Here is a 21,367-nt window from a genome sequence, read left to right on the forward strand (position 1 = left end):
ATTTTCTTCATTTTGGTAGTACTTCTATAATAAAACATCCACTTCTATAAAACAAGGCAAAAAATGACCAATTACATACTCTTTATGGATTTTTTTAGAAAAATTTTTTTGATGAGGCGGAAAATGAAAATTTCGCCCTGCTTTTCTATTTTTCTTCGTGTTTTCAGGTTTTTTTGTCTTATGGTACAATAAGGGCAGAGCTTTTTTATGCGCGCCGGCGGTGGTTCGTATGATTGTTTTTGGAATGAAAGGGGGCGATCCTGTGGCCAGGCAGTACACGAAGGAATTGATTAAGCGGGAGTTTTTGGCGCTGTTGGAGGAAAAAAGTTTTCATTCGATTACGATTGCCATGTTGGCGGAGCGTTGCGAGATCAGCCGAAACACGTTTTATTACCATTACGACGATGTGTATTCGTTGGTGAAGGAGATTTTTGCCGACGAGTTGGTGAAGGTGAATGGGGAGTCTGACGCCACGCTTTCGTGGGAAGAGATGCTGCTCTCCGGTGCGTCGTTTCTGGTGAAGAATAAGCGGGCGGCGCAGAATTTGTTTCAGTCCATCGACAAGAAGGACACGGACGCCTATCTTTTCGAGCTGTGCGAATCGGTGATGCGGCGCTATGTGGAGGCTGTGTGTGCGGAGAAGGGGATTTGTGCGCAGGAGGCGGACAAGCGGCTGGTGATTGATTTTTACCGGGCGGCCCTGGTGGGCCTTATGGACAAGTGGGTCCAGGAGGGGATGCAGACGTCGCCGGAGGAGGCGATTCTTCGCATCGGGCAGTTGTTCGACGGCAACATTGAGCGCTCGCTTAGGATCAGTGCGTCGTTAGGTGAATGATTTTGTGTACAGGGCCTTCGTTGCGAAGGTTTTGTACACTTTTTTTGTTTTGTCCTATTTTTATGCAATTTTCATGGGGTGATGGACCTTCGGACAATGGGGCCGCTTTAACCGTTGCCTGTTGTTTTTTTCCTTTATATGATGGGCCGAGAAGCCAATGGAGGGTAAAGGAGGTATTCCTATGAAGATTAAAACGGTTGACGATCGTTTGCGGCTGGGCAACGGGGATTACGACCGCCTGGTGAATTCCAGAAAGCCGGCAGGGATCGACGATAAGCGGGCTTATATTGTGGGCACGGGGATCGCGGGGCTATCTGCGGCGGGTTTTCTGATTAAGGACGCGAAGATGGATCCTTCGAGGATTGTGTTTTTGGAAAAGGATGCCGTCCCCGGCGGCGCCTTGGACGGGAAGCTGCTTTCGGATCTGGGCTATGTGGCCCGGGGCGGCCGGGAAACGGGGCATCATTTCGAGGTGCTCTGGGATTTGTTGAGCGTGATTCCTTCGCGGGAGGATCCGCGTGTGTCGATTCTGGATCATTTGTATTACACGAATTTGGACGATCCGAATTTCAGCCTCTGCCGCGTCACGAAAAATCGCGGGGAGCGCTACGACAATGGGAAGTTTAATTTGTCGAATGATGTGATTAGGGAGATTCTCCACTTGGTCATGACGCCGGATGAGCGGCTGGAGGAGGTGACGGTGGAGGAAGTGTTCAGCGACGAGTTTTTGGAAAGTGATTTCTGGACGTTTTACCGCACGATGTTTGCTTTTGAAAATTGGCATTCGGTGCTGGAGCTGAAGCTTTACATCAATCGCTTTATTCACCACGTGGGCGGTCTGCCGGATTTGTCGGCGCTGCAGTTTACCCGCCACGACCAGTATGAATCCATTGTGGTGCCCATGATGGATTGGCTCAAGGCCAAGGGCGTGCGCACGGAATATAATTGCGACGTGCTGGATGTGGAGTTCGCTCTTTCGGACACGAAGAAGGCGGCGACGCGGATTGTGGCCGTGGATGCCGCGAGCGGGGCGGACCGATCGATTCCTCTTTCGGAGAATGATTTGGTCTTTATTACCACCGGGTCTTTGGTGGAATCTTCCGCCTACGGATCCAATGAATCGGCGCCGGACTTTGCCATCGACGAGGAAGGGAGTTTCCGTTTGTGGAAGGCCATTGCGAAGAAGTCGCCGGAGTTCGGGCGGCCGGAGGTGTTCACGTCGGACATCGCCAAGTCCAATTGGGAATCGGCCACGATCACGGTAAAGAGCGCGGCCATCGCGAAGTACATTGAGGCGATTACGAAGCGCAGTCCCTACACGGGCAAGGTGGTGACCGGGGGGATTGTGACGGCGCTGGATTCGTCTTGGCTCATGAGCTGGACGATTAACCGCCAGGGCCAATACATCGGTCAACCGGAAGATGAAATCGCCGTGTGGGTCTACGGTCTGTTTACGGATAAAGAAGGCGATTATGTGAAGAAGCCCATGAAGGCCTGCACCGGGGAAGAAATCGCCAAGGAATGGCTCTACCACATCGGCGTGCCGGAGGATGAAATTGACGATTTGGCGAAGGACACGTCGACGATTCCCGTGTTTATGCCCTACATTACGGCGCAGTTTATGCCGCGAAGCTTCGGCGACCGGCCCTATGTGGTGCCGAAGCACGCCGTGAACTTTGCCTTCTTGGGGCAATTTGTCGAAACCCTGGACGATCCCGGACGGGACACGGTGTTTACCACGGAATATTCCGCCCGCTGCGCCATGGAGGCTGTGTATGTGCTCACGGGGGTTGAAAAATGCGTGCCGGAAGTGTTCGCTTCCCGCTACGATATGCGCTATGTCCTCGCCGGCATCAGCGCTCTGAACGACGGGGAAAAATATGAGCTGAATCTGCCCATGGAGATTATGCTCAAGATTGCGAAGAAAATCGGCGGGACGGAGATCGAGAATATGCTGAAGGAATATAATATTATATAGGAAGGAAAGAGCAGAGGAGTAAGCATTTAATTTTTCTTCTCGTAGCTTATGTTCATCAGATTAATCCGGGGGAGGGAAAAAGGGCGTTGCGATTTCATGACCTATCCCGACGAGGGTCGCGAGGCGTTGGAAGGTCAGATGCAGTCTTACACCGTTTCGGGGAGGCGAAGCCTTCACGAAACGGATGTATAGTTGTACGCCCTCAACCCGCGGGGGCTATGTACTTCCTCTTAAACGCGAAGCAGAGGAATAAGCATTTGATTTTTCTTCTCGTAGCTTATGTTCATCAGATTAATCCGGGGGAGGGAAAAAGGGCGTTGCGATTCGCCCTTATCCCTCCCCCGGACCCCTACCCTTTATCCCTAACGCTTTCTATATGTGCGAAGCCCTGGCGGGCTTCGATTCCTGTTGGGCTGTGTCGCCGAAAAATTGTTCTTATTCAGGAATTTTGTATTGAGGTTTTTTTAGGCGGGGTCGTTGCGATTCGCTTTCGAAACAGTATTTTGACCCAAATAAAATCACCCAAGGAAAGTATTTTGTCCGTTGTTTCATTTATGTGTTACAATGTATTCAGAGGTGAGGAGTATGAAAACTGTATCTGTACGCCTGAATGAGGAAGAGGAAAGGGCCTTTTCCGCTTATGCCGCGATCATGGGCCTGCCTTTGTCTACTTTGTTTAAAAAGCTTATGGAAGAGCGCCTTGAAGATGAATTTGATTTGAAAATTGCGGAAGATTTTCTCGATAGAGAAGCAAGGGGCGACGTAAAAACGCGGTCCATCGACGCATTGTTTCAAGAGCTCGACTTATGACTTATGAATTAAGGACGGATAAGCGATTCGATAAAGCCTTTAAAAAGCTCGATCGGCCGATTCAGATCATGCTTAAAGAGTGGATCGAGAAGAATTTAATGGACTGCGACGATCCGCGGCGCATCGGAAAGGCTTTAACGGGTAATTTGTCGGATATTTGGCGGTATCGCGTCGGAAATTATCGACTGTTGTGCAAAATCGACGATGGCGCGCTCGTTATTTTTGCACTGAATGTCGGGCACAGAAAAGATATTTATAAATAGAAGAAATCAGATCGAAGACAAATCTCGAACAACACACGGGGTTTGTCTTTTTTTCTGTCGCAACGCCCCGGGCCCGGCTCTTTTCATGACCTATCCTAAAGCGCGAAGCGAGTCGTTGGAAGGTCACAATTGCACTGATAGGAGATTAATTGGCTTTTAGTAATTCATTTGGGTATAAAGTTTATAAAGCTATCTTTTATTTTTTGAGAGGAGATACAGTATGCTGCCCCAAGATCAAATGATTATAGTGCAACAATATGTGTCAATTTGTTTTATCACTGAGCTTTACAACAACAACTTTTTAGAAAGCCAGTTTTTTAATGATATGAAATTTGACAACGAAAGTATTAAAGATTGCATAAAGGCAATCAATATCGATAATGATGGAATGTTCTTAATCTTTTTATATTCGCTGTTGTTGATTCCTAAGGAAAAAATTTATGATGTGTACAAAGATGAATATGACGCCCTCGATAAAAAAATTGACGGCTTGAAGATTCCTCTTGATTCAACATATCCCGCATCTCATAAGAAATACATCAGGCATATTCGTAACGCAATTGCCCATGGTAAGGTTGAATTTAAAGAGGATAGCATATTCTTTAATGATGATTATAGGGGCAATCAATTTTGTGTCGAAATTCCACGTTGTAAGATAGGGGATATATTAACTGACCTTCAGAAAATATTACTAAACTATGTAACGGATCTAAAGAATGGCCGGTCATTTTAATATCCACAAAGCAAAATGACCCCTAAAGACGGAAAGATCGAGTCGGCATTTTGCTTGCTCGATTTTGTTTTCTATACCATTCATTCTCTGCGGATTTCCTTCGTTCACGGCTCTACCTCAGACGAAGACCCCCTGCTTTTCTTTCTATATAAGTACCTCAATCTAATTGATTTCTCTTGAGCTTTTTTTATGCCATTATTTGTCCGGCGTTTTGCCCATAAAAAACTCCCCCATCTCACTTTCTTCTTTTGCCGAGGGCAGAAGCGGAAAGGTGCGGAGGAGTAAAAGCATGCAGATCCTTTTTACTTGTCGTTTGCTATTTTTGATATGAGGGCATTGAGTGCCACGAGTTTTTCTTCGTCCATGGCGATGGTTTTATAGTCGTGGGATGTGAGGGTTTTTTTCACTTTGTGATACAGTTCGCCGCAAATATCCGGTCGCGTGGTGGTTTTTAATCGGTCGTCGTAGTGCACGGAATAGGAAACAAAGAGTTTGTCGCAGTCGATACGGGACGTGCGGCTAAAGGGGTTTCTCGTCGCATCGGCCGCTTCGTCGACGTAGTGTGTAATGACGCGTTTGTTGAGCATGTAGGGTTTCAGGGTCTGGCATTTGATGAAGCCGTAGCGGGGCGCGGTGTCTTTGCCGCAAATATACATATGGGCGTTCAATGCCAATTTTGAGTCCACGGAAGGGAATGGCACTTTCATGCGGATGACATCTTGTTCTTTAATCAACGATGAGCCTTCCTTCCTCGTCCAGCTCCACATACACAGGGTTGTGAAGCTGCTCTTTTTCGGCCAATTCTCCCAAGGTGTCATAGTGTTGTTCTGTGAGGCGCGCGGCGTCTTGTTTACTAAACAGGAAGTAATGGTTGTCCAGGGGCACGATGCGGGTGTTCTCGATCAAGTCGTTCGGATACATCGCCTCCAGTAAGGCGACAAGTTTGGCATCGTCTTGGCTGAAGTCTTCTTCTTCCAATTCGACCTGTTGCTCGCCCTGCATAATTCGGTTTTCTTTGGTTTTCCACAAATCCAATTGATGGGTCAGGTCCGACAATTCATTCTCGGAAAGAATGCTCACGATAAATAGGCTTCGTTTGGCTTGCTCTTCGTCGATGCTGCCCTCGTCGGCTTCGAAGGCTTTTTCTGCCGCGCGATCGAAGGCGGCCCGCTCGTAGGTGTAGTCGCCCCAAATTTGACTGAAAACGGGGCCGCGTTTATAGCCTTTTAAGTGGCTGAAATCGCCGTCGCCTTTGTCAACTTTGGCAAAGGCTTCGTATAGCAAGAGGAATTTTTGAAGTTTCAGGGGCGATTGGTATTCGACATTGCCGTGTTCTTTCAACCAACCGGCGAGTTGTAATTTTCTCGTGTCCGTATGAATCATTGCGCTTCCCCCTTTCTTTTTGCTCTGTTTCTCTTATTTCTATTTTCAGTATAGCCCATTTTAAGGAAAAGGAATAGATCCAACAAGGATTAAATGACGTGATTTTTTTATAAAAAATCGAGCAAGCCCTTGAGCTCGCTCGATTTTATTTGTTATTTGATTGCGTCGGCCTTATCTTGCTTTGTATGCTTTCAGGCCTTCGTCGAGGATGTGCATTGCTTTTCTCAATGCGTCGACGTTGAGTACGTAGGCCAAACGAACTTGGCTCAGGTAGTCTTCGCTGTGTTCGTAGAAGCCTGCGGCGGGAGCCATCATGAGGGTTTCGCCGTCGACGTCGAATTCTTCAAGCAACCAACGGCAGAAGTCTTCGGCATCGTCGACAGGCAGGTCGGCTACGGTGTAGAAGGCGCCGCCGGCCATGTTGCATTTGACGCCGTCGATTTTGTTGAGTTCTTCGACGATGACGTCGCGACGTTCTTGATAGATTTCGGAGATTTGATCCAAGTAGGAATCGTCGATTTCATAGAGGGCTGCAGCACCGATCATGTCCACGGTGGGGCAAGCCAGGCGGCCGGTGGCCAGTTTGTTGGCGGCGGCGATGAAGTCTTTGTTCATGCAGGCCAGGTTACCGATACGGGCGCCGCAACCGCTGAAGCGTTTGGAGATGGAGTCTTGAAGGATCAGGCGATCTTGGATGCGTTCGATGGTACCGAAGCTGTGGAATTTTTGGCCGTCGAAGATGAATTCGCGGTAAAGTTCTTCAGCGATGATCCAAAGGTCGTGTTCAATCGCGATGTCTGCGATCAATTCGATTTCTTCTTGGGTGTAGACGGCACCGGTGGGGTTGCCGGGGTTGGCCAAGAGGATGGCTTTGGTTTTGTCGGTGATTTTGGATTCGATGACTTCTCTCGAGGGGAGGTGGAAGTCGTCTTCGACGACGGTGGGGAAGGTGGTTACCGTGGTCGAGGTTTCGATGAAGTAGGAGTAGTAGTTGGTGTAGTAGGGTTCGCAGGTGAGGATTTCATCGCCTACATCGGTGATTGCGAGCAGGGTGAAAAGAAGGGCTTCGGAGCCGCCTGCGGTAACGACGATGTCGTCAGCGGTCATGGGGATGTCTCTGCGTTGGTAGTATTTTGCCATGCCTTCGCGAAGTTCGGGAAGACCCGGAGAGGGTGCATAGCTTAATACTTTCATGTCGATGTTTTTAATGGCATCGAAGAATTCTTGCGGGGTTTCGACGTCCGGTGCACCAATGTTCAAGTGGTAAACCTTTTTCCCTGCTTCTTTCGCTTTGTTTGCGTAGGGGGTGAGTTTACGGATGGCACTGTAAGGCATGGACTCGATACGATTGGATAGTTTCATAATAGTCTCCTCTCTTTCTCTATGACTATCTTCATTATAGTGGATATAAAACGATTTCTCAAGGGAAGAACGAGGGTATATTGTCGGCAAAAGCGGGGATTTTGGTTTTTTCTTTTGTTTTGATGGGAAGGTGGGCTTCATGATGTTGAAGGAGGAAAATTTTATTCTTTTTTCATTGCGAGCTTTATGTGATTCGCATTCTTTTGTTCCTTACAAATTTTTTATCCTGATTTCAGAAACACACTTTTTTGATTCTGTTCCTTTTATTTCTTACGCAGCTTATCTTCAACCGACTTTCCCGAGGGAGGGAAAAAGGGCGTTAGTTCGAGCGAGGCACCTAATTTAAATTGCATAGCTTACGTTACGAGATCAGATTTTCTATTTCGTACAAAAAGCATTCTTACATGGTTTCGAGACCCGGGGGCGGGGAAAAGAGCTCAGAGCGGAAGGCCGCATTTTCCCCGCCCCCGGGGCCCCCGCCCCTTTTTTGGCCGCGCTTAAGCTGTAAGAAAATGCCTGCGGCATTTTCTACTAATTGGGCTGCGTCGCGGAAAGAAGAATGTGAGGTGGGCGAAGATATTTTTTAGCCCACAAGAATTCTTCGCCCAACTCACTTTCTCGCGTTGGCGAAGAAGCCCAGAAGGAATCGAAGCCCGCCAGGGCTTCGCACATATAGAAAGCGTTAGGGTCGAGGGGGATGGGGCCCCGGGGAAGGGCCAGAGGGCGAATCGCAACGCCCTGGGCCCTTCCCCGGGTCTCAGAGCCATGTAAAAATCAATTTTTGAGTAAGAGCGTATCTTGAATTCATTTCCGTTCGCTCCGCATCTTGAAGGTAAGTTGTTCAAGAAACGAAAGAATAGACAGAAAATAAGTATCCATTGAAAAAATAAGAAAACTTCATTTTCTCTTTTGTTTATTACGAAAACTCGATATAATAATCGTAATACAATATTCAAGGAGGTATATCATGAAGAAGTCTTTGTTTGTGTCTTTGCTGGCGCTTGTACTGGCGTTGGGCCTGGGCAGTGTGTCGTTCGCCCAAGGGGATTTGTACTTAGCCGTGGACGGCAAGAAGGTGGAAACGGACGCGCCTTGTTTTATCGAAAATAACCGCACCTTGGTGCCCGTACGCTTTATCGGCGAAAGCCTGGGCTATAACGTCACGTGGGATGCAGGCGCCCGCCGCGTCACCATTACAAATGCCAAAGCCGACGCCGCCGCAGTGAAAATCGAGCTTACCATCGACAGCAACAAGGCCCTGGTTTACGACGCCGCCGGCGAAAGCAAGGAGGTGGCCCTGGAGACGGCAGCGAAGATTACGAAGAATCGCACCTTCGTTCCCGTGCGCTTCATCGGCGAAAGCTTCGGCACCGCCGTGGATTGGGACGCCGCCAACCGCGTCGTCATTATCGGCGACAAGAGCCTATACAAGGCCGAGGAATTTGCGAAGCTGCGAAAAGCTGAAGCGCCGAAGCCCGCGCCCGCGAAAAAGCCGGCGAAAGCGAAGGCTCCCTCCGCCAAAGAAATAACCGGCATGTATGTAAGAAAAGACGACGAAGATTTCTTGCTCGTCGTTGTTGAGTACAAGAAAGACGGTCTCACTCACGCCGCCGCTGCCGCTATGTTGGACGACAGTCCCGAAGGTTACCGGTACGTAGGAAATCCAATGGGCATGATCTACGATCCTAAAACGGGGACCGACGAGTTAGGCGGAATTACCATCCAATTTTATAAGGGCGGATGCAGAGTCACAGAAAAAGGCTCCCCTGTCGTCGTCGAGTATAAAAAAATTCGATAATCAAAAGCGATTCTCTCTTCCCGGGAGAATCGTCTTTCCTATCCAAAGAACGGAACGAATTTGCGCACCCATCGGATCGCGCGAAGGGAAGTTCCGATTCCAAAATTTCGGAGGTTTCTATGAAACGAAGATTGAAACTATTCACCGCCCTTCTCTTGTCCCTGGGGCTGCTGCTTCCCGCAGGGGAAGCCTTTGCCGAGAGCCGAGACGAAAAGATCGCCGTCATGAAAGATTTGGGCATTGTCAACGGCTACCCCGACGGCTCCCTGGGCCTGGAGAAGCCCATTAAGCGATCGGAGGCGGCGGCTCTTCTGGTGCGGGTGGGAAAGGTCGAGCACCTGACCAATCGGCGGATGCTGATTTATCCCGATGTGCCCCTGACCCACTGGGCCAACGGCTACATCGCCGTAACCAAGGCGATTCGAAATAAAAACGGGGTGGTGCCCATTGAAGGCTACCCGGACGGCACTTTCCGCCCGGAAAAGAACATCACCAACGCCGAAATGATGAAAATTCTCGTGTCCGTTAAAGACAAACGGCTCACGAAGGCAAGGGCGGCCAAAGCCACCTGGCCCGACAGCTGGATTCAATGGGCTGAAGAAGTGAGCATCGCGGGCCCGTGGGCGGGCCTTGAAAACTTAAGCCCCAACGCCCCCGCCACCCGCGGCGACGTCTTCGTCATGCTCTTCAATGGCTTTGCCGTGAAGAAAGCGCCGAATCCCGCGCCTGCGCCTGTGCCAAATCCCACGCCCGCGCCGGAAAAACGAAGCCCCGCTCCGCTGCCCGAAAGAAACACCCCTGCTCCGGCCCCCGAAAGAAGGCCGTCCGTGCCGGTTCCCGACATAAACACCCCTGTGCCCCTGCCCGGGAAACAGTTGCCGGCGCCCGAGCCTTGGAAATACAAGCCCACGCCGAAACCGAAGAACAACAAGACAGCGGAAAACATGGATCGTTTGATCGATGCCTTTAATGCCGGCACCGGTTACGACCGCGAAGCCTTTAAAAGCGAATTTATCCGCCTGATCAATGAGGATCGGGCCAAATTGGGCCGCGCGCCCCTGGTATGGTCCGATGAATTTGCCCAAGGCGCCGCCGCGCGTTGCAATGAGCTCGCCGCCCACGGCTCCATCACTGTCAATGGCCAAAGCCACGTGCGCCTGAACGGAGACCACTGGCTCAAGGCTTTCCGTTACATGGGTCTGTACTTCGGCGGTGAAAACCTGCTCTCCACGGGCATGAAGAGCACGCGCCCTCTGGATCAATACGACTTTCCCATCATCGCCGACGGTGCGAAACTGGCGCAAGTTTTTTATAAGCAGTGGTGGGATTCCCCCGGCCATCGCGAAAACATGATGGATCCGGATTATAAATACTTCTACGTCGAAGCCAAAGCGGCCCCGAGAAAAAATAACGGATCGTACAAATTCTTTATCGTGGGAAGCACCCACTTCTATTGATGCGATGCAAAAAAGAGAAGTTGTGTAAAAACAACTTCTCTTTTTTGCTTGGGGATGGGCACTCACCACGCGTTCTTTCGTTTCGGTGGCCGATCTCCCAACTTTTGTCTTGATTTTTAGGAACACACTATTTGTGATGATATTCCTTTTCTTTTTTTGCACACTATGTCTTCAAGTGCCGCTTCCCGGGGGAGGGAAAAAGAAGCGAAGGAGAAAAGAAAAAAGTAGGGACAAAGCTACCCGCGTAGCTCGCTGAATAAAGCGACTCGCAAGTGGCTTTATTCAGCTTCCCAACGCAAGTCTTTCCCAAAAAACGCCATGGGCACAAATTTATGGAAGATGCGGCTGAAGATTCGATCGCCGTAGACGGCGGAAAGTTCTCTCGGGCTCAGGTTGGTGCTGATGATCATTTTTTTGCCGTCGATCATGCGGCTGTTGACGATGTTAAAGAGCTGGGAGTTGGTGAAGGAATTGGTGAGCTCGGTGCCCAAATCGTCGATGATCAAGAGATCCGCGGTAAAGAGGCTGTCGTAGGCCATTTTTATTTCGTCTGTCGCATCGCGATTAAAGGTTTTTTCCTCAAAGATGCGCACCAGGCCGAAGGCCGTTTCGTAGACCACGGATTTTCCCGCCGCCATGAGCTCGGCGGCGATGGCGTGGGAAAGGAAGGTCTTGCCCAGGCCCGTGGGGCCGTAGAGGAGCAGATTCATGTCGTTGGCCTCGCCGAAGGTGGCGATGAAGTTTTCCGCCACGGCCAGGATCTCTTCCATGTTTTGCCGCGGGGAGATGCCCTCGTCGGCAAAGGGCAGATCGGAGTAGATGTCCAGGCGGAAGTTGCCGAAGTTGTTTTGTTCGATTTGCCGCTCGATGTGGCTGGAGCGGTGGAGGTAGGCGGTGATCCGCTGCTTCATGCAGTTGCAGCGCTCGCCGTTTTCCAAATAGCCCTTGTCCTTGCAGCGGCTGCAGCGGTAGATGGGATCCAGGTAATCCGCCGGAAGCCCCGCCTCCACGAGCATAGCCCGGGCCATGGCTTCATAGGTTTCGAGCTCTTTCACGGCGGCATCGGCCAGGTCGGCGTCGCCGCTTAAAAGGGTGGCCTTGGCCGCTTCAAAGCCCAGGGCGCGGATGTTTTCTTCCACCGCTTCAAGACCCGGCGCCATGGCGTAGGCTTCCTCCCTGCGCTCGCGGAGGGTCTGTTCGTTTTCTCGCCTGAGGGCGTCGTAATCCGCCCGAATTTTATCGAAGATGGATGCCATCTATTTCTGTCCTTTCCCCTCTATAAATTGCCGGCGCTTGCGCTGGGCCATTTTTTCCAAGGCGTCGGCGCTGTATTTCGCCGTGGCCGATCCCGCCATGGGCTGAGGCCGATGGCCCCGGATGACCTTGGGCTTTTGATCCTTGGAAAGATCCTCGGGCTTTTTGATGCCCTTCGCCTTCCACGCGGCGAGAATACTTTCAAAATACCGCCAATTGGGCTTTCCGATGCCCCCGGTGCGCCGGGCCGCCTCTTCCAAAAGGGCGAAGTCCATTTCCTCGGCGTAAGAGGCCACAGCGTCGGACTCGGCGCGGATGTAGGGCTTGTCGGATAAGCCCATAAGCTGCAAGAGGTGGCGGTAGCGGTAGTAGGCGGCGTCGTGGGTGCGGAAATTTTCCGCCAAGGCCTCGGGTGTGCGCACATTGGCGTCGGCCCAATTTCTCACGATCCCCTCGATGTAGGGGACGGAGCGCTTGTTTTTCTCTTCGGTGCCATAGCGAAAGGCCTCGAGAATCATCTCCGGCGTCATGTTGTAGACCTCGCGCCAGGCGGCGATGTCCAGCTTTTGCTGATAGGGCACTTGCTTGCGCATGTAGTATTCCACCTTGGAAAAGAGATTGGCGATTTCCGTATCCTCCAGTCGGCGCACGAAATCGCTCTTCGTGGCCTCGGGGCTGTAAACCTCTTTCGTATAGAGCTCCTTCAGGCGCAAAAAGCGAATGCCGTAGCTTTCCCCTTCGTAGATCTTTTCCACGATGCCTTCCGATTCCCAATAGTCCCAGGCCCGCTTCACGTCGCTTTCCAAGAGATTCAGGCGATCGGCCATGGATTTGTGGTCGCCTTCGCCGCCATTGGTGGCCAGTTGCAGACCGGCCAAATACACCTTGACGAAATCCCCGTCGGCCTGGGGCATGTAATCGTTTAAAAAAATATTTTCAATGGGCGTATCCCCTAAATCCAATTTCGGCGGATTCAATTTAAATTCCACGCCGCCACCTGCCTTTCGTGATTTCCATTTGATGCACGGACACGGCACAAAAATGCCGCGTGGGGCGCATCTGCTTTCTGTACGGGGCGAAGGCCGGATCGTACACGGCCCCCTGAGGCAAATCCACCCGGCGGTAGATGCGGCCGATTCGCTCAAAGCCCAAAGACTCGTAGAGATGAATGGCCCGCCCGTTCCAGGGAAGCACTTCCAGAAGAATCCGCTCAAGCCCCAAGGTGTAAAAGCCGTAATCCAAGAGCCAATGCATGGCCGCCCGGCCCAGGCCCCGATCGATCACCGCCCGGTCCAGAATAATGCCCACCTCGGCGGTGCGGGTGATGAGGGAAATGTTTTTCAGGCCCATGTAGCCCACGGCGCGTCCCGCCTCCACAATGGCGAAGTACTGATCCCGGTGGCCCTTGGTTTTCCAGCGGTACCAATCCCCCACCGTGTCCTCGTCTTCCATAAAATTATACATACTGAAGAGCGGGTCGTCGTAGTCCGTCCAGTTTAAAAAATCGCGCACGTGTTCTTCCTTTAAAGGCACCACGTCCATGGCTTTTTTATCGCGCAAAAAACCCCCTCCTCCTCCTATGATTGTACCATAAGGGGCGAGGGGGTTTTTTCACTTTTTTCAGATGGGCGGAGGATAGGCTTTAGATAAAGCTCTTGCCGTTAATGCCCGTCCAGTGTTCTGTCTTCTTGTCGCGGTCGCGAATGAAATCGTGGCCCATGGTGGCTTCCATGATCGGTTCAAAGTACCAATCGCTGCGCTTCACATCGCCAAAGCGAATCACTTCACTCGGGTGCGCGTCGATCCAATAGAGATCGGCGTGGCGATTCAACATGCGGTTGGTAATGGCCGTGACTTCTGCGCGGGTAATGGCTTGTTCGGGGCGGAAGGTGTTGTCCGGATAGCCCGAAATCCATCCCTTGGTCGCCGCAGAGCGAATGGCGTTATAGCCCCAGTGGCTCGGCGCCAGGTCGCTGAAGGAAATGGCATTTCCTTGCGCCAATGCGTCGAATCGCGAAGCGATGGCGGCGAATTCCGCGCGGGTAATGGGCTTGTTGGGCTTGAAGCTGCCGTCGGGATAGCCGCTGACAATGCCTCGTTGCACCGCATAGCCCACGGTGTTCGCGTACCAGTCGCCGGGGCGAATGTCCGAGAGGCCCGCGTTGTAGTGGCGCCATTTTACCGGGCGCTCGTTCAAGAGGCGGGTAAACATGGTGGCCGCTTCCGCACGGGTCATGCCCCTGTTGGGGGCGAAATTGCCGTCCGGATAACCGATGAGGTATTGGTAGTGATCCGTGGTGTTCAACGCATCCTTGCCGACATTCGGTTGATTCGGTTGGTTCGGTTGATTCGGTTGGTTCGGTTGATTCGGTTGCTCGCAAGTGTTGTTGCAATCGCCGGGAACGGGATAGGGCCGTAATTCGGGCGTGGGATCGACAGGCTTTTGTTTTTCGTATTGCGCCGTAATGACATAGGTCGGAGCATTCGCTTCAAACTTAACCTTTAGCGATCTATCCCACTTGTCGAATCGGTAGCCGTCATTGGGCGTTACCCACGGCGAGGGAAGATAAACTTCTGCACCAGGCTTGACCCAATAATTGGTCGGTCCGGATAAGCTGCCGTGTTCACCCGACTTGAATTCTACCTTTACATAACCGTCGATTTCCTTTGTGGAGATGTCGCTTGGGTTATTGTAAAGGGCGGTGATGGTCGTGTCAACTGTGTATTGAATGGCTTGATTGATGGAAATATCCCATCCGGCAGATTCATAGCCTGCGTTCGGATGAACCTTCGGAGCCACGCCTTCTAACACAACCGCTACTTTCGGGTTGACGTAATATACCGTCTTACCTTCTAATGTGCCGTGGGCGCCCTTCTCAAAGGTAACGGTGACATAACCTTCGGGTTTATCGTTCGGATTTCCCTTATCGTCTTTTTCCGGGATGACCGGAGCCAGCTCCGTCGCCTTGGCGGTGACGACAATGTCCGTCGCTACGATGATCGTATCATCCTTTGGATCCCACTCGTTAAACTTGTATCCGGTGTCTTCGGTATAATTCGGTTTTACAAGTTCAGCATTTCCGAATGTGATACCTGCATTTTTCTTGACGTAGTAGGCTTTTCGTTCCGTGAGCTTTAAGCCCGGATCTGCCTTAAAAGTCACTCTTACATAGCCCTCAGGCTTGGTAATGGGCTCATTGGGATCGTAGGGGATGATGTTTTTCGCTTCCGTATAGGTGGCGGTGATGGTGGTTCCATTTACATCGGTAAATTTCGTTGGAGTACTTGGATTGTAAACTGCTCCGTCGGCATTTACGCCAATCTTCCATTCCTTAAAAGTGAAGTATTGTTTCCCTACGGGATCCTTCACGGGAATGGTGACTGCCTTTTTCGGGTTGACCCAGAAAGTCTTGGGGCCTTCCATCGTCCCGTTGTCCGTGGGGACGAATTTCACTTCCACGAAATTCGCGGGAACTGTATCGGGTTTTTTATCTCCCGTTTGAGGAATGACATCGGAAACGTATTGGGCCGTGATGGTAGTGTCAGCACCAAATTGATGTCTCGGTTTGTCGGCAAGTTTGTATTCCTTTTCGACTCCATTATCGTCATAGGTCCACTTCACAAACTTGTTATCGCCGGTGCCCGTGGGGTTTTCCCCGGGGATGACCACTTTCGCTTCGGGATTCACATAGTAGGTGTACTTTTGCGGATCCTTCGCCTTCGTCGTGGGATCGACCGTGACTTTTACGTAGGTATCCGGAACGTAGTTCGGTTTTTCCCCATTGGTGTTGGCTTTGTAAATGTTTTTGATGACCTTAATGGGGATGTCTACGGTTTGAACTTCGCCGTTTTTAAAGGTGACTTTTGCCTTGATGGTTTCTATCCGAGACGGATTGTTGCCGCCATTTTTTTCTTTCAGCTTGTCGTAAAGAGCGTTCTTTAATGCGTCACCTGCAAGCGGATTTCCATCATCGTCGAGGAATTGAACCGTGGCATCATCGGGCAGGGAATTGCCCTTTACTTTCAAGGCAGCCTTTAATTGATCGACCGTCGCTTCCTTTTCAATAAAGTTGTTGACCCCAGTATCTCCTTCTTTAAAGGATTCGTGAACGGTGATTTCATCTGCAATTACCGTCCCTTGGTCGGTAATGCTCTTTTCGTATTGGGCGGTGACGACGGTTGTGTCATTTGTAAACTTGGCTTTGATTTCATCCGTCCATGTTCTAAACGGAACTTCGTCGGACGTCCACTTGGTGAAGTTCCAGGTAAATGCCTTTGGATTGCTTGCATCCACAGACACATCTTTGCCCGTGGGCTTGACGAAGGGAATGGTCACTTCTTTGGTGGGATTGACGTAGTAGATCTTTTCCGTCTCGACCGTCGCTTTATCCGTTGGCACGACCTGCACGGTGACGTAGCCGTCGGGTTTCTTCGTGTTTTCGTCTATTTTTTCAATGACATCATCCAACGCCTTGAAATTAAAGGTATAGGTTGCATCTTCGGCGAACTGCTTCTTTACTATTACAGGATCCCAGGTGCCGCCATCTTCCGTGTAGCCGACATTGGGGTTTTTGGTAATGGCATCGGCCGTGTTTGTCAGATCGATGTCTGTATTCGGTTTGACATAGTAAACCGTTGTTCCCGATAAGGATCCATTGGCATCCGCTTTAAAGGTGACGATGTGATAGCCGTCCGGCCTATCGCTTCCGTCGGTATTCTTTTGAGGGATGATATTTCCTCGGTCTGTATATCCTGCTGTAATTTTATAAGGTGAGTCCTTGGCCTCAAGCTTTACGGTTAAATCCTTGTCCCATTTATCGAACTTGTAGCCGACACTGGGCTTGACATCCGGCGCGGGAATGGTGACCTTTACACCCGGCTTAATCCAAAGATTTACATCCCCCGTTAGGGTTCCGTGATCACCTTGTTTAAATTCAACTTTGACATAGCCCGGTTTTTCAACTTTGGACACATTGCCAATTTCATTGAATTGTGCCGTAATAACATCATTATCGGCGTATTGAATTTTTTCCTTGATGGGACGATCCCAATCGGCAAATTCATAGCCGGTAATGGGATTTACTTTCGGTGCGTAGCCTTCTAATTCCACGGCCTTTTCAGGATTCACGTAAACGACTTTTTCTACGCTTCCCGCCTTGTCCGTCGTTTTAAAGGTGACGGTGATATATTTGTCAGGTTTTTTATTTTCCCCGCCTGTCGGCTTGTCCTTGGGGACGACGTCAGCATGGGCAGTATACATCGCAGTTACTACTAAGTCTTCTTTAATCACAAAGTCATTCTGTTTCGACCAATGACTGAAATCGTAGCCTACATCCGGCGTAACCACCGGACGATTCGAATTTCTGGCAAATGTCAAATCACTCATATTGACATTGGCATTCGGATTGACGTAGTAAACCTTTTTGCCCGAGGTTATTGTCCCATGTTTGCCGTCAGTAAAGGTAACGGTGACGTAGCCTTCGGGCTTAGAATTGGGTTTTCCCTCTTTGTCCGTAGAAGGAATAAAGTCTCCGATTTTATCAAAGTAGCCATAAACCTCTGTATTAGGCATGGTGTACTTTGTCGGCGTCGCCGGATCGGGACTCCACGCTCTAAACTTATAGCCCACACTAGGCGATGTTTTCGGCGGCGTGATGGTTACGTATTTATTCGGGATGACGTAGTAGACTTCGGATTCACCCGCTTCAATCTTTCCGGCATTTTCCGGATGAATAACGAAAGTAACCTTGACATAGCCCGCCGGTTGTTTGTTTTCCGTTCCATCCGGATTCGTCTTGGGGATAACATCCTTCGGTCCGTTAAAGGAGCCGGTAATGGTCGTGTCTTTGTCATACACCGTAGGAATCGTCGCGTTTTTATCCCATGCGCCGAATTCATAGCCGGTGTTGGCCTTGGTCGTCGGTGGAGTGATTTTTACATATTCCGTCGGGTTGACATAGAACTTGGTTACGCCTTCGATGGAGCCTTTGGCTTCGTCGCCATCTTTTATTTTAAAGATGACTTCCTTGTAGCCTTCGGGCTTCGTGTTTGGATTGCCTTCACCGTCTTTTTCCGGAATCACATTATCCAGCTTCGTGGCCTTGGCGATGACGACGATGTCCGCTGCTTCGATCTTTAATGTGTCCTCCTGGTCCCACTCTTTAAACTTGTAGCCGGTATCCTCGGAATACTTTGGTTTTACAAGGTCTTTATTTCCAAGTGTGATCCCTGCATTTGCCTTGACATAATAGGCCTTGGACTCGGTAAGCTCTAATCCCTTTTCCGCTGCGAAGGTGACCCTTACATAGCCCTCGGGGCGAACCTTGGGATCGGGAACGCTGGGATCGTAGGGAATGATGTTTTCTGTTTCTTCATAGGTTGCAGTGATTACTGTTGTTGCTTCAGTAAACTTTTGTGCAGTGCTCGGAGTATAAACCGCACCATCCGCTTTTGCCCCCATCTTCCATTCTTTGAAGGTGTAGGTCGCTTTCGCTTCCGGATTTTCAATCGGAATGGTGACATCTTTCTTGGGATTTACATAGAAAATCTTTGCAGTCGTATCTTTTGCCTTGTCTGTCGGAACAAATTTGACTTCAACATATCCGTCCGGTTTTTCATTTGGATTGCCGGACCCGTCTTTTTCCGGAATGACATCCGGAAGTTTTTCGTAGTAAATCTTAATGGTCGCCTTGTTATCTAGGGCATATTTTGAATTTGCAGGATTCAGTTCAATTCTATTGAACTTATAGCCGATAAGCTTCGGTGCTGTTTCAGCTGTATAGACATTTTTTTCTATCGCTTCGCCGGCTGTGCCTTCTTTTTCTGTAGGATATTCTACTCCGTCAATCTTAAATGTATCAGCAATAGGCTTTCCATCTAAGTCAAGATAGGAAATTAGGGCACTGGCCTTGGCATAGTGGGCGTAGAAAGTTTCCGGTACATAACCGTTTACCGGGTCTGCATCCCAATTCCAGCCTTTGAATTGAATTTCGTAATCATCGGCAGGTTTTGTTCCATCTGTCTTAGCGTTTTGCCATTCTTTAAAATCAAATCCATCTTTTGTTGGGTTGCTATATGCTTTGTCAAATTCATCCTTGACTTCTTTAAAAGTTACTTTTTCAACAGTAGCGTTGTCTCCGTCAAAGTATACATAGACAGTCTTTTGAGTTACTGTGTCTGATTTAAATTCACCGCCGTTGGCATCAAAGATAACCGGGAAGTATACATAAGGATTTTTTGGAGTATCTGTGGTTACTTTCTTGTAGTATTTGTAAGTTACTATATCTAAGTTATCAGGATCTGTTGGGTCTTTATATTTTTTGCCCTTTATTGACTCTCTTGAACTATAGATATATCCCTTAAAATCAGGGCCCGGTTTGGGATAATCCCGGTCATCCGCATAATCGCCTAGTTTTCCTTCTTTTGTCTCAGGGTAGTCTACCCCGTCTTTATGGTACTTAGGGTCGATTTCTTTGCCATTTTCATCAACGTATTTGATGTTGATGGTGCCTTGTTTTTCTTTTTCATATTGGGCTTCAATTGTGGTATCTTTCGTGAACATATGCCTTGGCTTATCAGCTAATTTATATTCGTCAGTAGTTCCTTTAATTAGCCATTTAGTAAAGACATTATCGCCTGTTCCTGTTGGGTCTTTCCCGGGGATCACCACTTTCGCATCCGGATTCACATAGTAATAAGTCTTTTGAGGATCTTGCGCCTTGGTGGTGGGATCCAACGTAACCTTTACATAGCCGTCCGGTACATAGAAGGGTCTTTCCGATAAGGTCTTGGCTTCGTAAATGTTTTTTACGACCTTAATGGGAATGTCCACGGTTTGGCTCGTGCCGTTTTTATGGGTGATTTTCGCCTTTACCGTTTCTACTCTTGTAGGTTCATCATTAGGATTATCTTTTTCTTTTAATTTTTCATAAAGATAATCTTTTAATGCATCGCCGGTAATAGCAGTGCCGCTGTCGTCTAAAATTTCAAGTTTATCGTCAGTCGCCAACGGTTGCGAATCACCCTTGGCGCCTTTAATCTTCACCTGTCCCTTGAGTTGTTCAAGTGTCGGAATAAAGTCGTTGACATAACCCGTGCCATCTTTGAAAGATTCTTTTACTTCAAGTTGCTCTACAACAATGTCGTTGTTGTCCCAAATGGCGTAAAGGGTTTTGGCTTCTTTAATGTTTTTAAAGAAGTCAGCCGTGACGGGAGTTGTTCCACCCTTCGTTTCCGACCAGCCCTTAAAAGTTTCGCGATCCTTCGTGGGATTTTCAGCCTTGTCCGTCAACGTGCCGTCGTATTCCACTTCCTTAACGATCTTTTGGTCTGCGCCGTCTTCGGTAATGGAAGCAAACTTCCCGCCATTAGCATCGAAAGTCACGGGGATGATCTCCGTCATGGTGAGCTTCCCGCCGTTAATGACGTCGTACTCAAATTTATAGGAAAAAATCTTTTCGCCAAAGGTAATGCGCTGATTGTCCTCATCTAAAGTAAAGCTACTTATAGGATTTCCTTCCGCATCATCACCGATATAGTCCTCTGCTACCTTTATCTCAGGCGTTTTCACTAAAGACGAAGAGGAATATTCCGTATAACCCGGATCTTCATAATCCGAGTTGTTGACAAAATCATTGCGAATGATGATAGATCCCCCGTCTTTTGTGGAGAAGGGGAAGTAACCCGGGTACTCGTCGATCTTATTATCGAATTCCCCATTCACCGGCGGTCTTGCATTTTCAGCTAAACCGGTATGCCATTCGGAAACAAATTTCGTGGACGCCACTTGTTGAATGCTTAGGTCGATCACAATATTTGCTACATTTAATCCCGTTTCCGGATCTTTTTCAAAGCCGGCTGATCCGGGTGTTCCTGCAATACGATAGGTCAGCAGCTTTACCTTTTCCGATACATCTTGATCCAAATACGCAGAATAGGTGTATGCTTCCAATCCTTCTGAATATAATGGGATTCTAGCCGGCTCTCCTGTCCAGTCTGTCCAGCTATATTTCCCATCTCTACTCACTTCTAATTCGTAAAAACGGCCAGTTTCTTTATTGTTAAGCCATTGTTTAAAAACGAGTTTCGCCTTTCCGAGATTGCCATTGGAATCTTTTCCAAAGACGCCTTCCCAGTCGAATTTTCCGCCGTCTAAACCTATTGTCTTGAAATCTGCAGATACTTTCCCTACAATTCTCGGCTTGTCTTTATCCGGAATGTCTTGTCCGGGGAGATACGGCGTGTTAAACGCCGTTGCTCCGGATTTTTTCTGTAGATGCTTTCTGCTATTTTCTGTCGCTTGTTTCTGGATGTCCAGAATAACTTTGTTCGTCAGTTTGGGATAATCTTTCCCGTCTACCTTTCCTACTTCAACAAGTTCCTTGTCCATTTTCGGATAAGGCAAGACTGCCTTCTCGGCACGGGCTGCGCCGGGTACAAGTACCTGCGCAACCATCAATAGTGCCAGAAGGAATGCTGTAGCTCTTTTTGTCATT

The 21,367-nt window shown here is 49.3% G+C and carries 14 protein-coding genes; 7 read left to right on the plus strand and 7 right to left on the minus strand.

Translation table 11 applies throughout. The features are described from left to right. Positions 1-229: 229 nt before the first annotated feature. The 5 genes from OCV31_RS01125 to OCV31_RS01145 all read left to right on the plus strand — a co-directional run bounded on the left by OCV31_RS01125 (position 230) and on the right by OCV31_RS01145 (position 4,619). On the plus strand, positions 230-835 hold the full coding sequence (locus OCV31_RS01125) for a TetR/AcrR family transcriptional regulator (protein WP_267303728.1): 606 nt from the start codon (positions 230-232) through the stop codon (positions 833-835). Between the two features lie 181 nt (positions 836-1,016). Next, complete coding sequence (locus OCV31_RS01130; RefSeq protein WP_148471803.1) at positions 1,017-2,813, plus strand: oleate hydratase; 1,797 nt, start codon at positions 1,017-1,019, stop codon at positions 2,811-2,813. Between the two features lie 585 nt (positions 2,814-3,398). Beyond that, positions 3,399-3,623 (plus strand): type II toxin-antitoxin system RelB family antitoxin, encoded by a 225-nt coding sequence (relB, locus tag OCV31_RS01135; protein ID WP_148471805.1) that lies wholly within the window; start codon positions 3,399-3,401, stop codon positions 3,621-3,623. After that, entirely contained in the window at positions 3,620-3,886 is a 267-nt protein-coding gene (locus tag OCV31_RS01140; RefSeq protein ID WP_148471807.1) for a type II toxin-antitoxin system RelE family toxin, read from the plus strand. The genes relB and OCV31_RS01140 overlap by 4 nt, the downstream gene beginning before the upstream one ends. Before the next feature lie 220 nt (positions 3,887-4,106). Beyond that, a complete protein-coding gene (locus tag OCV31_RS01145) occupies positions 4,107-4,619 on the plus strand; it encodes a hypothetical protein (RefSeq protein WP_148471809.1) in 513 nt (170 codons plus the stop codon). A gap of 302 nt (positions 4,620-4,921) precedes the next feature. On the opposite strand, the gene OCV31_RS01150 is transcribed toward OCV31_RS01145, so the two are convergent. From OCV31_RS01150 to OCV31_RS01160, 3 genes are all read right to left on the minus strand, one after another. Further along, the gene (locus OCV31_RS01150; RefSeq protein WP_148471811.1) at positions 4,922-5,353 is read right to left on the minus strand and encodes a hypothetical protein; all 432 of its coding nucleotides are present in this window, start codon (positions 5,351-5,353) and stop codon (positions 4,922-4,924) included. Continuing rightward, positions 5,346-6,002: a hypothetical protein gene (locus OCV31_RS01155; RefSeq protein ID WP_148471813.1), complete on the minus strand. Its 657-nt coding sequence runs from the start codon at positions 6,000-6,002 to the stop codon at positions 5,346-5,348. Before OCV31_RS01155 ends, OCV31_RS01150 begins: the two co-directional genes overlap by 8 nt. A 171-nt stretch (positions 6,003-6,173) precedes the next feature. Next, positions 6,174-7,364, minus strand: coding sequence for a pyridoxal phosphate-dependent aminotransferase (locus OCV31_RS01160; RefSeq protein WP_108832002.1), 1,191 nt, complete (start codon positions 7,362-7,364; stop codon positions 6,174-6,176). Positions 7,365-8,331: 967 nt separating this feature from the next. Here OCV31_RS01160 and OCV31_RS01165 point away from each other — a divergent pair. Together OCV31_RS01165 and OCV31_RS01170 are read left to right on the plus strand one after the other, a co-directional pair. After that, entirely contained in the window at positions 8,332-9,162 is an 831-nt protein-coding gene (locus tag OCV31_RS01165; protein WP_148471815.1) for a copper amine oxidase N-terminal domain-containing protein, read from the plus strand. A gap of 119 nt (positions 9,163-9,281) precedes the next feature. Then, entirely contained in the window at positions 9,282-10,619 is a 1,338-nt protein-coding gene (locus tag OCV31_RS01170; protein WP_148471817.1) for a CAP and S-layer homology domain-containing protein, read from the plus strand. Between the two features lie 278 nt (positions 10,620-10,897). Here the strand turns inward: OCV31_RS01170 and OCV31_RS01175 are convergent, their stop codons facing one another. The 4 genes from OCV31_RS01175 to OCV31_RS01190 form a co-directional block, all read right to left on the minus strand. Then, entirely contained in the window at positions 10,898-11,875 is a 978-nt protein-coding gene (locus OCV31_RS01175) for an ATP-binding protein (RefSeq protein WP_148471819.1), read from the minus strand. Further along, entirely contained in the window at positions 11,876-12,862 is a 987-nt protein-coding gene (locus OCV31_RS01180) for a DnaD domain-containing protein (RefSeq protein WP_148471821.1), read from the minus strand. It lies immediately after the preceding gene. Then, positions 12,852-13,433, minus strand: coding sequence for a GNAT family N-acetyltransferase (locus OCV31_RS01185; RefSeq protein WP_148471823.1), 582 nt, complete (start codon positions 13,431-13,433; stop codon positions 12,852-12,854). Before OCV31_RS01185 ends, OCV31_RS01180 begins: the two co-directional genes overlap by 11 nt. A gap of 82 nt (positions 13,434-13,515) precedes the next feature. Continuing rightward, complete coding sequence (locus OCV31_RS01190; RefSeq protein WP_148471825.1) at positions 13,516-21,366, minus strand: S-layer homology domain-containing protein; 7,851 nt, start codon at positions 21,364-21,366, stop codon at positions 13,516-13,518. Position 21,367 lies beyond the last annotated feature (1 nt).

Source organism: Aedoeadaptatus acetigenes (assembly GCF_025566985.1).
GTDB lineage: Bacteria > Bacillota > Clostridia > Tissierellales > Peptoniphilaceae > Aedoeadaptatus > Aedoeadaptatus acetigenes.

What these genes read in the sequence shown, in the direction of transcription:
- OCV31_RS01125 (WP_267303728.1), top strand. Translation starts at nt 230, where the DNA reads ATGATTGTTTTTGGAATGAAAGGGGGCGATCCTGTGGCCAGGCAGTAC.
- OCV31_RS01130 (WP_148471803.1), top strand. Translation starts at nt 1,017, where the DNA reads ATGAAGATTAAAACGGTTGACGATCGTTTGCGGCTGGGCAACGGGGAT.
- relB (WP_148471805.1), top strand. Translation starts at nt 3,399, where the DNA reads ATGAAAACTGTATCTGTACGCCTGAATGAGGAAGAGGAAAGGGCCTTT.
- OCV31_RS01140 (WP_148471807.1), top strand. Translation starts at nt 3,620, where the DNA reads ATGACTTATGAATTAAGGACGGATAAGCGATTCGATAAAGCCTTTAAA.
- OCV31_RS01145 (WP_148471809.1), top strand. Translation starts at nt 4,107, where the DNA reads ATGCTGCCCCAAGATCAAATGATTATAGTGCAACAATATGTGTCAATT.
- OCV31_RS01155 (WP_148471813.1), bottom strand. Translation starts at nt 6,002, where the DNA reads ATGATTCATACGGACACGAGAAAATTACAACTCGCCGGTTGGTTGAAA.
- OCV31_RS01160 (WP_108832002.1), bottom strand. Translation starts at nt 7,364, where the DNA reads ATGAAACTATCCAATCGTATCGAGTCCATGCCTTACAGTGCCATCCGT.
- OCV31_RS01165 (WP_148471815.1), top strand. Translation starts at nt 8,332, where the DNA reads ATGAAGAAGTCTTTGTTTGTGTCTTTGCTGGCGCTTGTACTGGCGTTG.
- OCV31_RS01170 (WP_148471817.1), top strand. Translation starts at nt 9,282, where the DNA reads ATGAAACGAAGATTGAAACTATTCACCGCCCTTCTCTTGTCCCTGGGG.
- OCV31_RS01175 (WP_148471819.1), bottom strand. Translation starts at nt 11,875, where the DNA reads ATGGCATCCATCTTCGATAAAATTCGGGCGGATTACGACGCCCTCAGG.
- OCV31_RS01190 (WP_148471825.1), bottom strand. Translation starts at nt 21,366, where the DNA reads ATGACAAAAAGAGCTACAGCATTCCTTCTGGCACTATTGATGGTTGCG.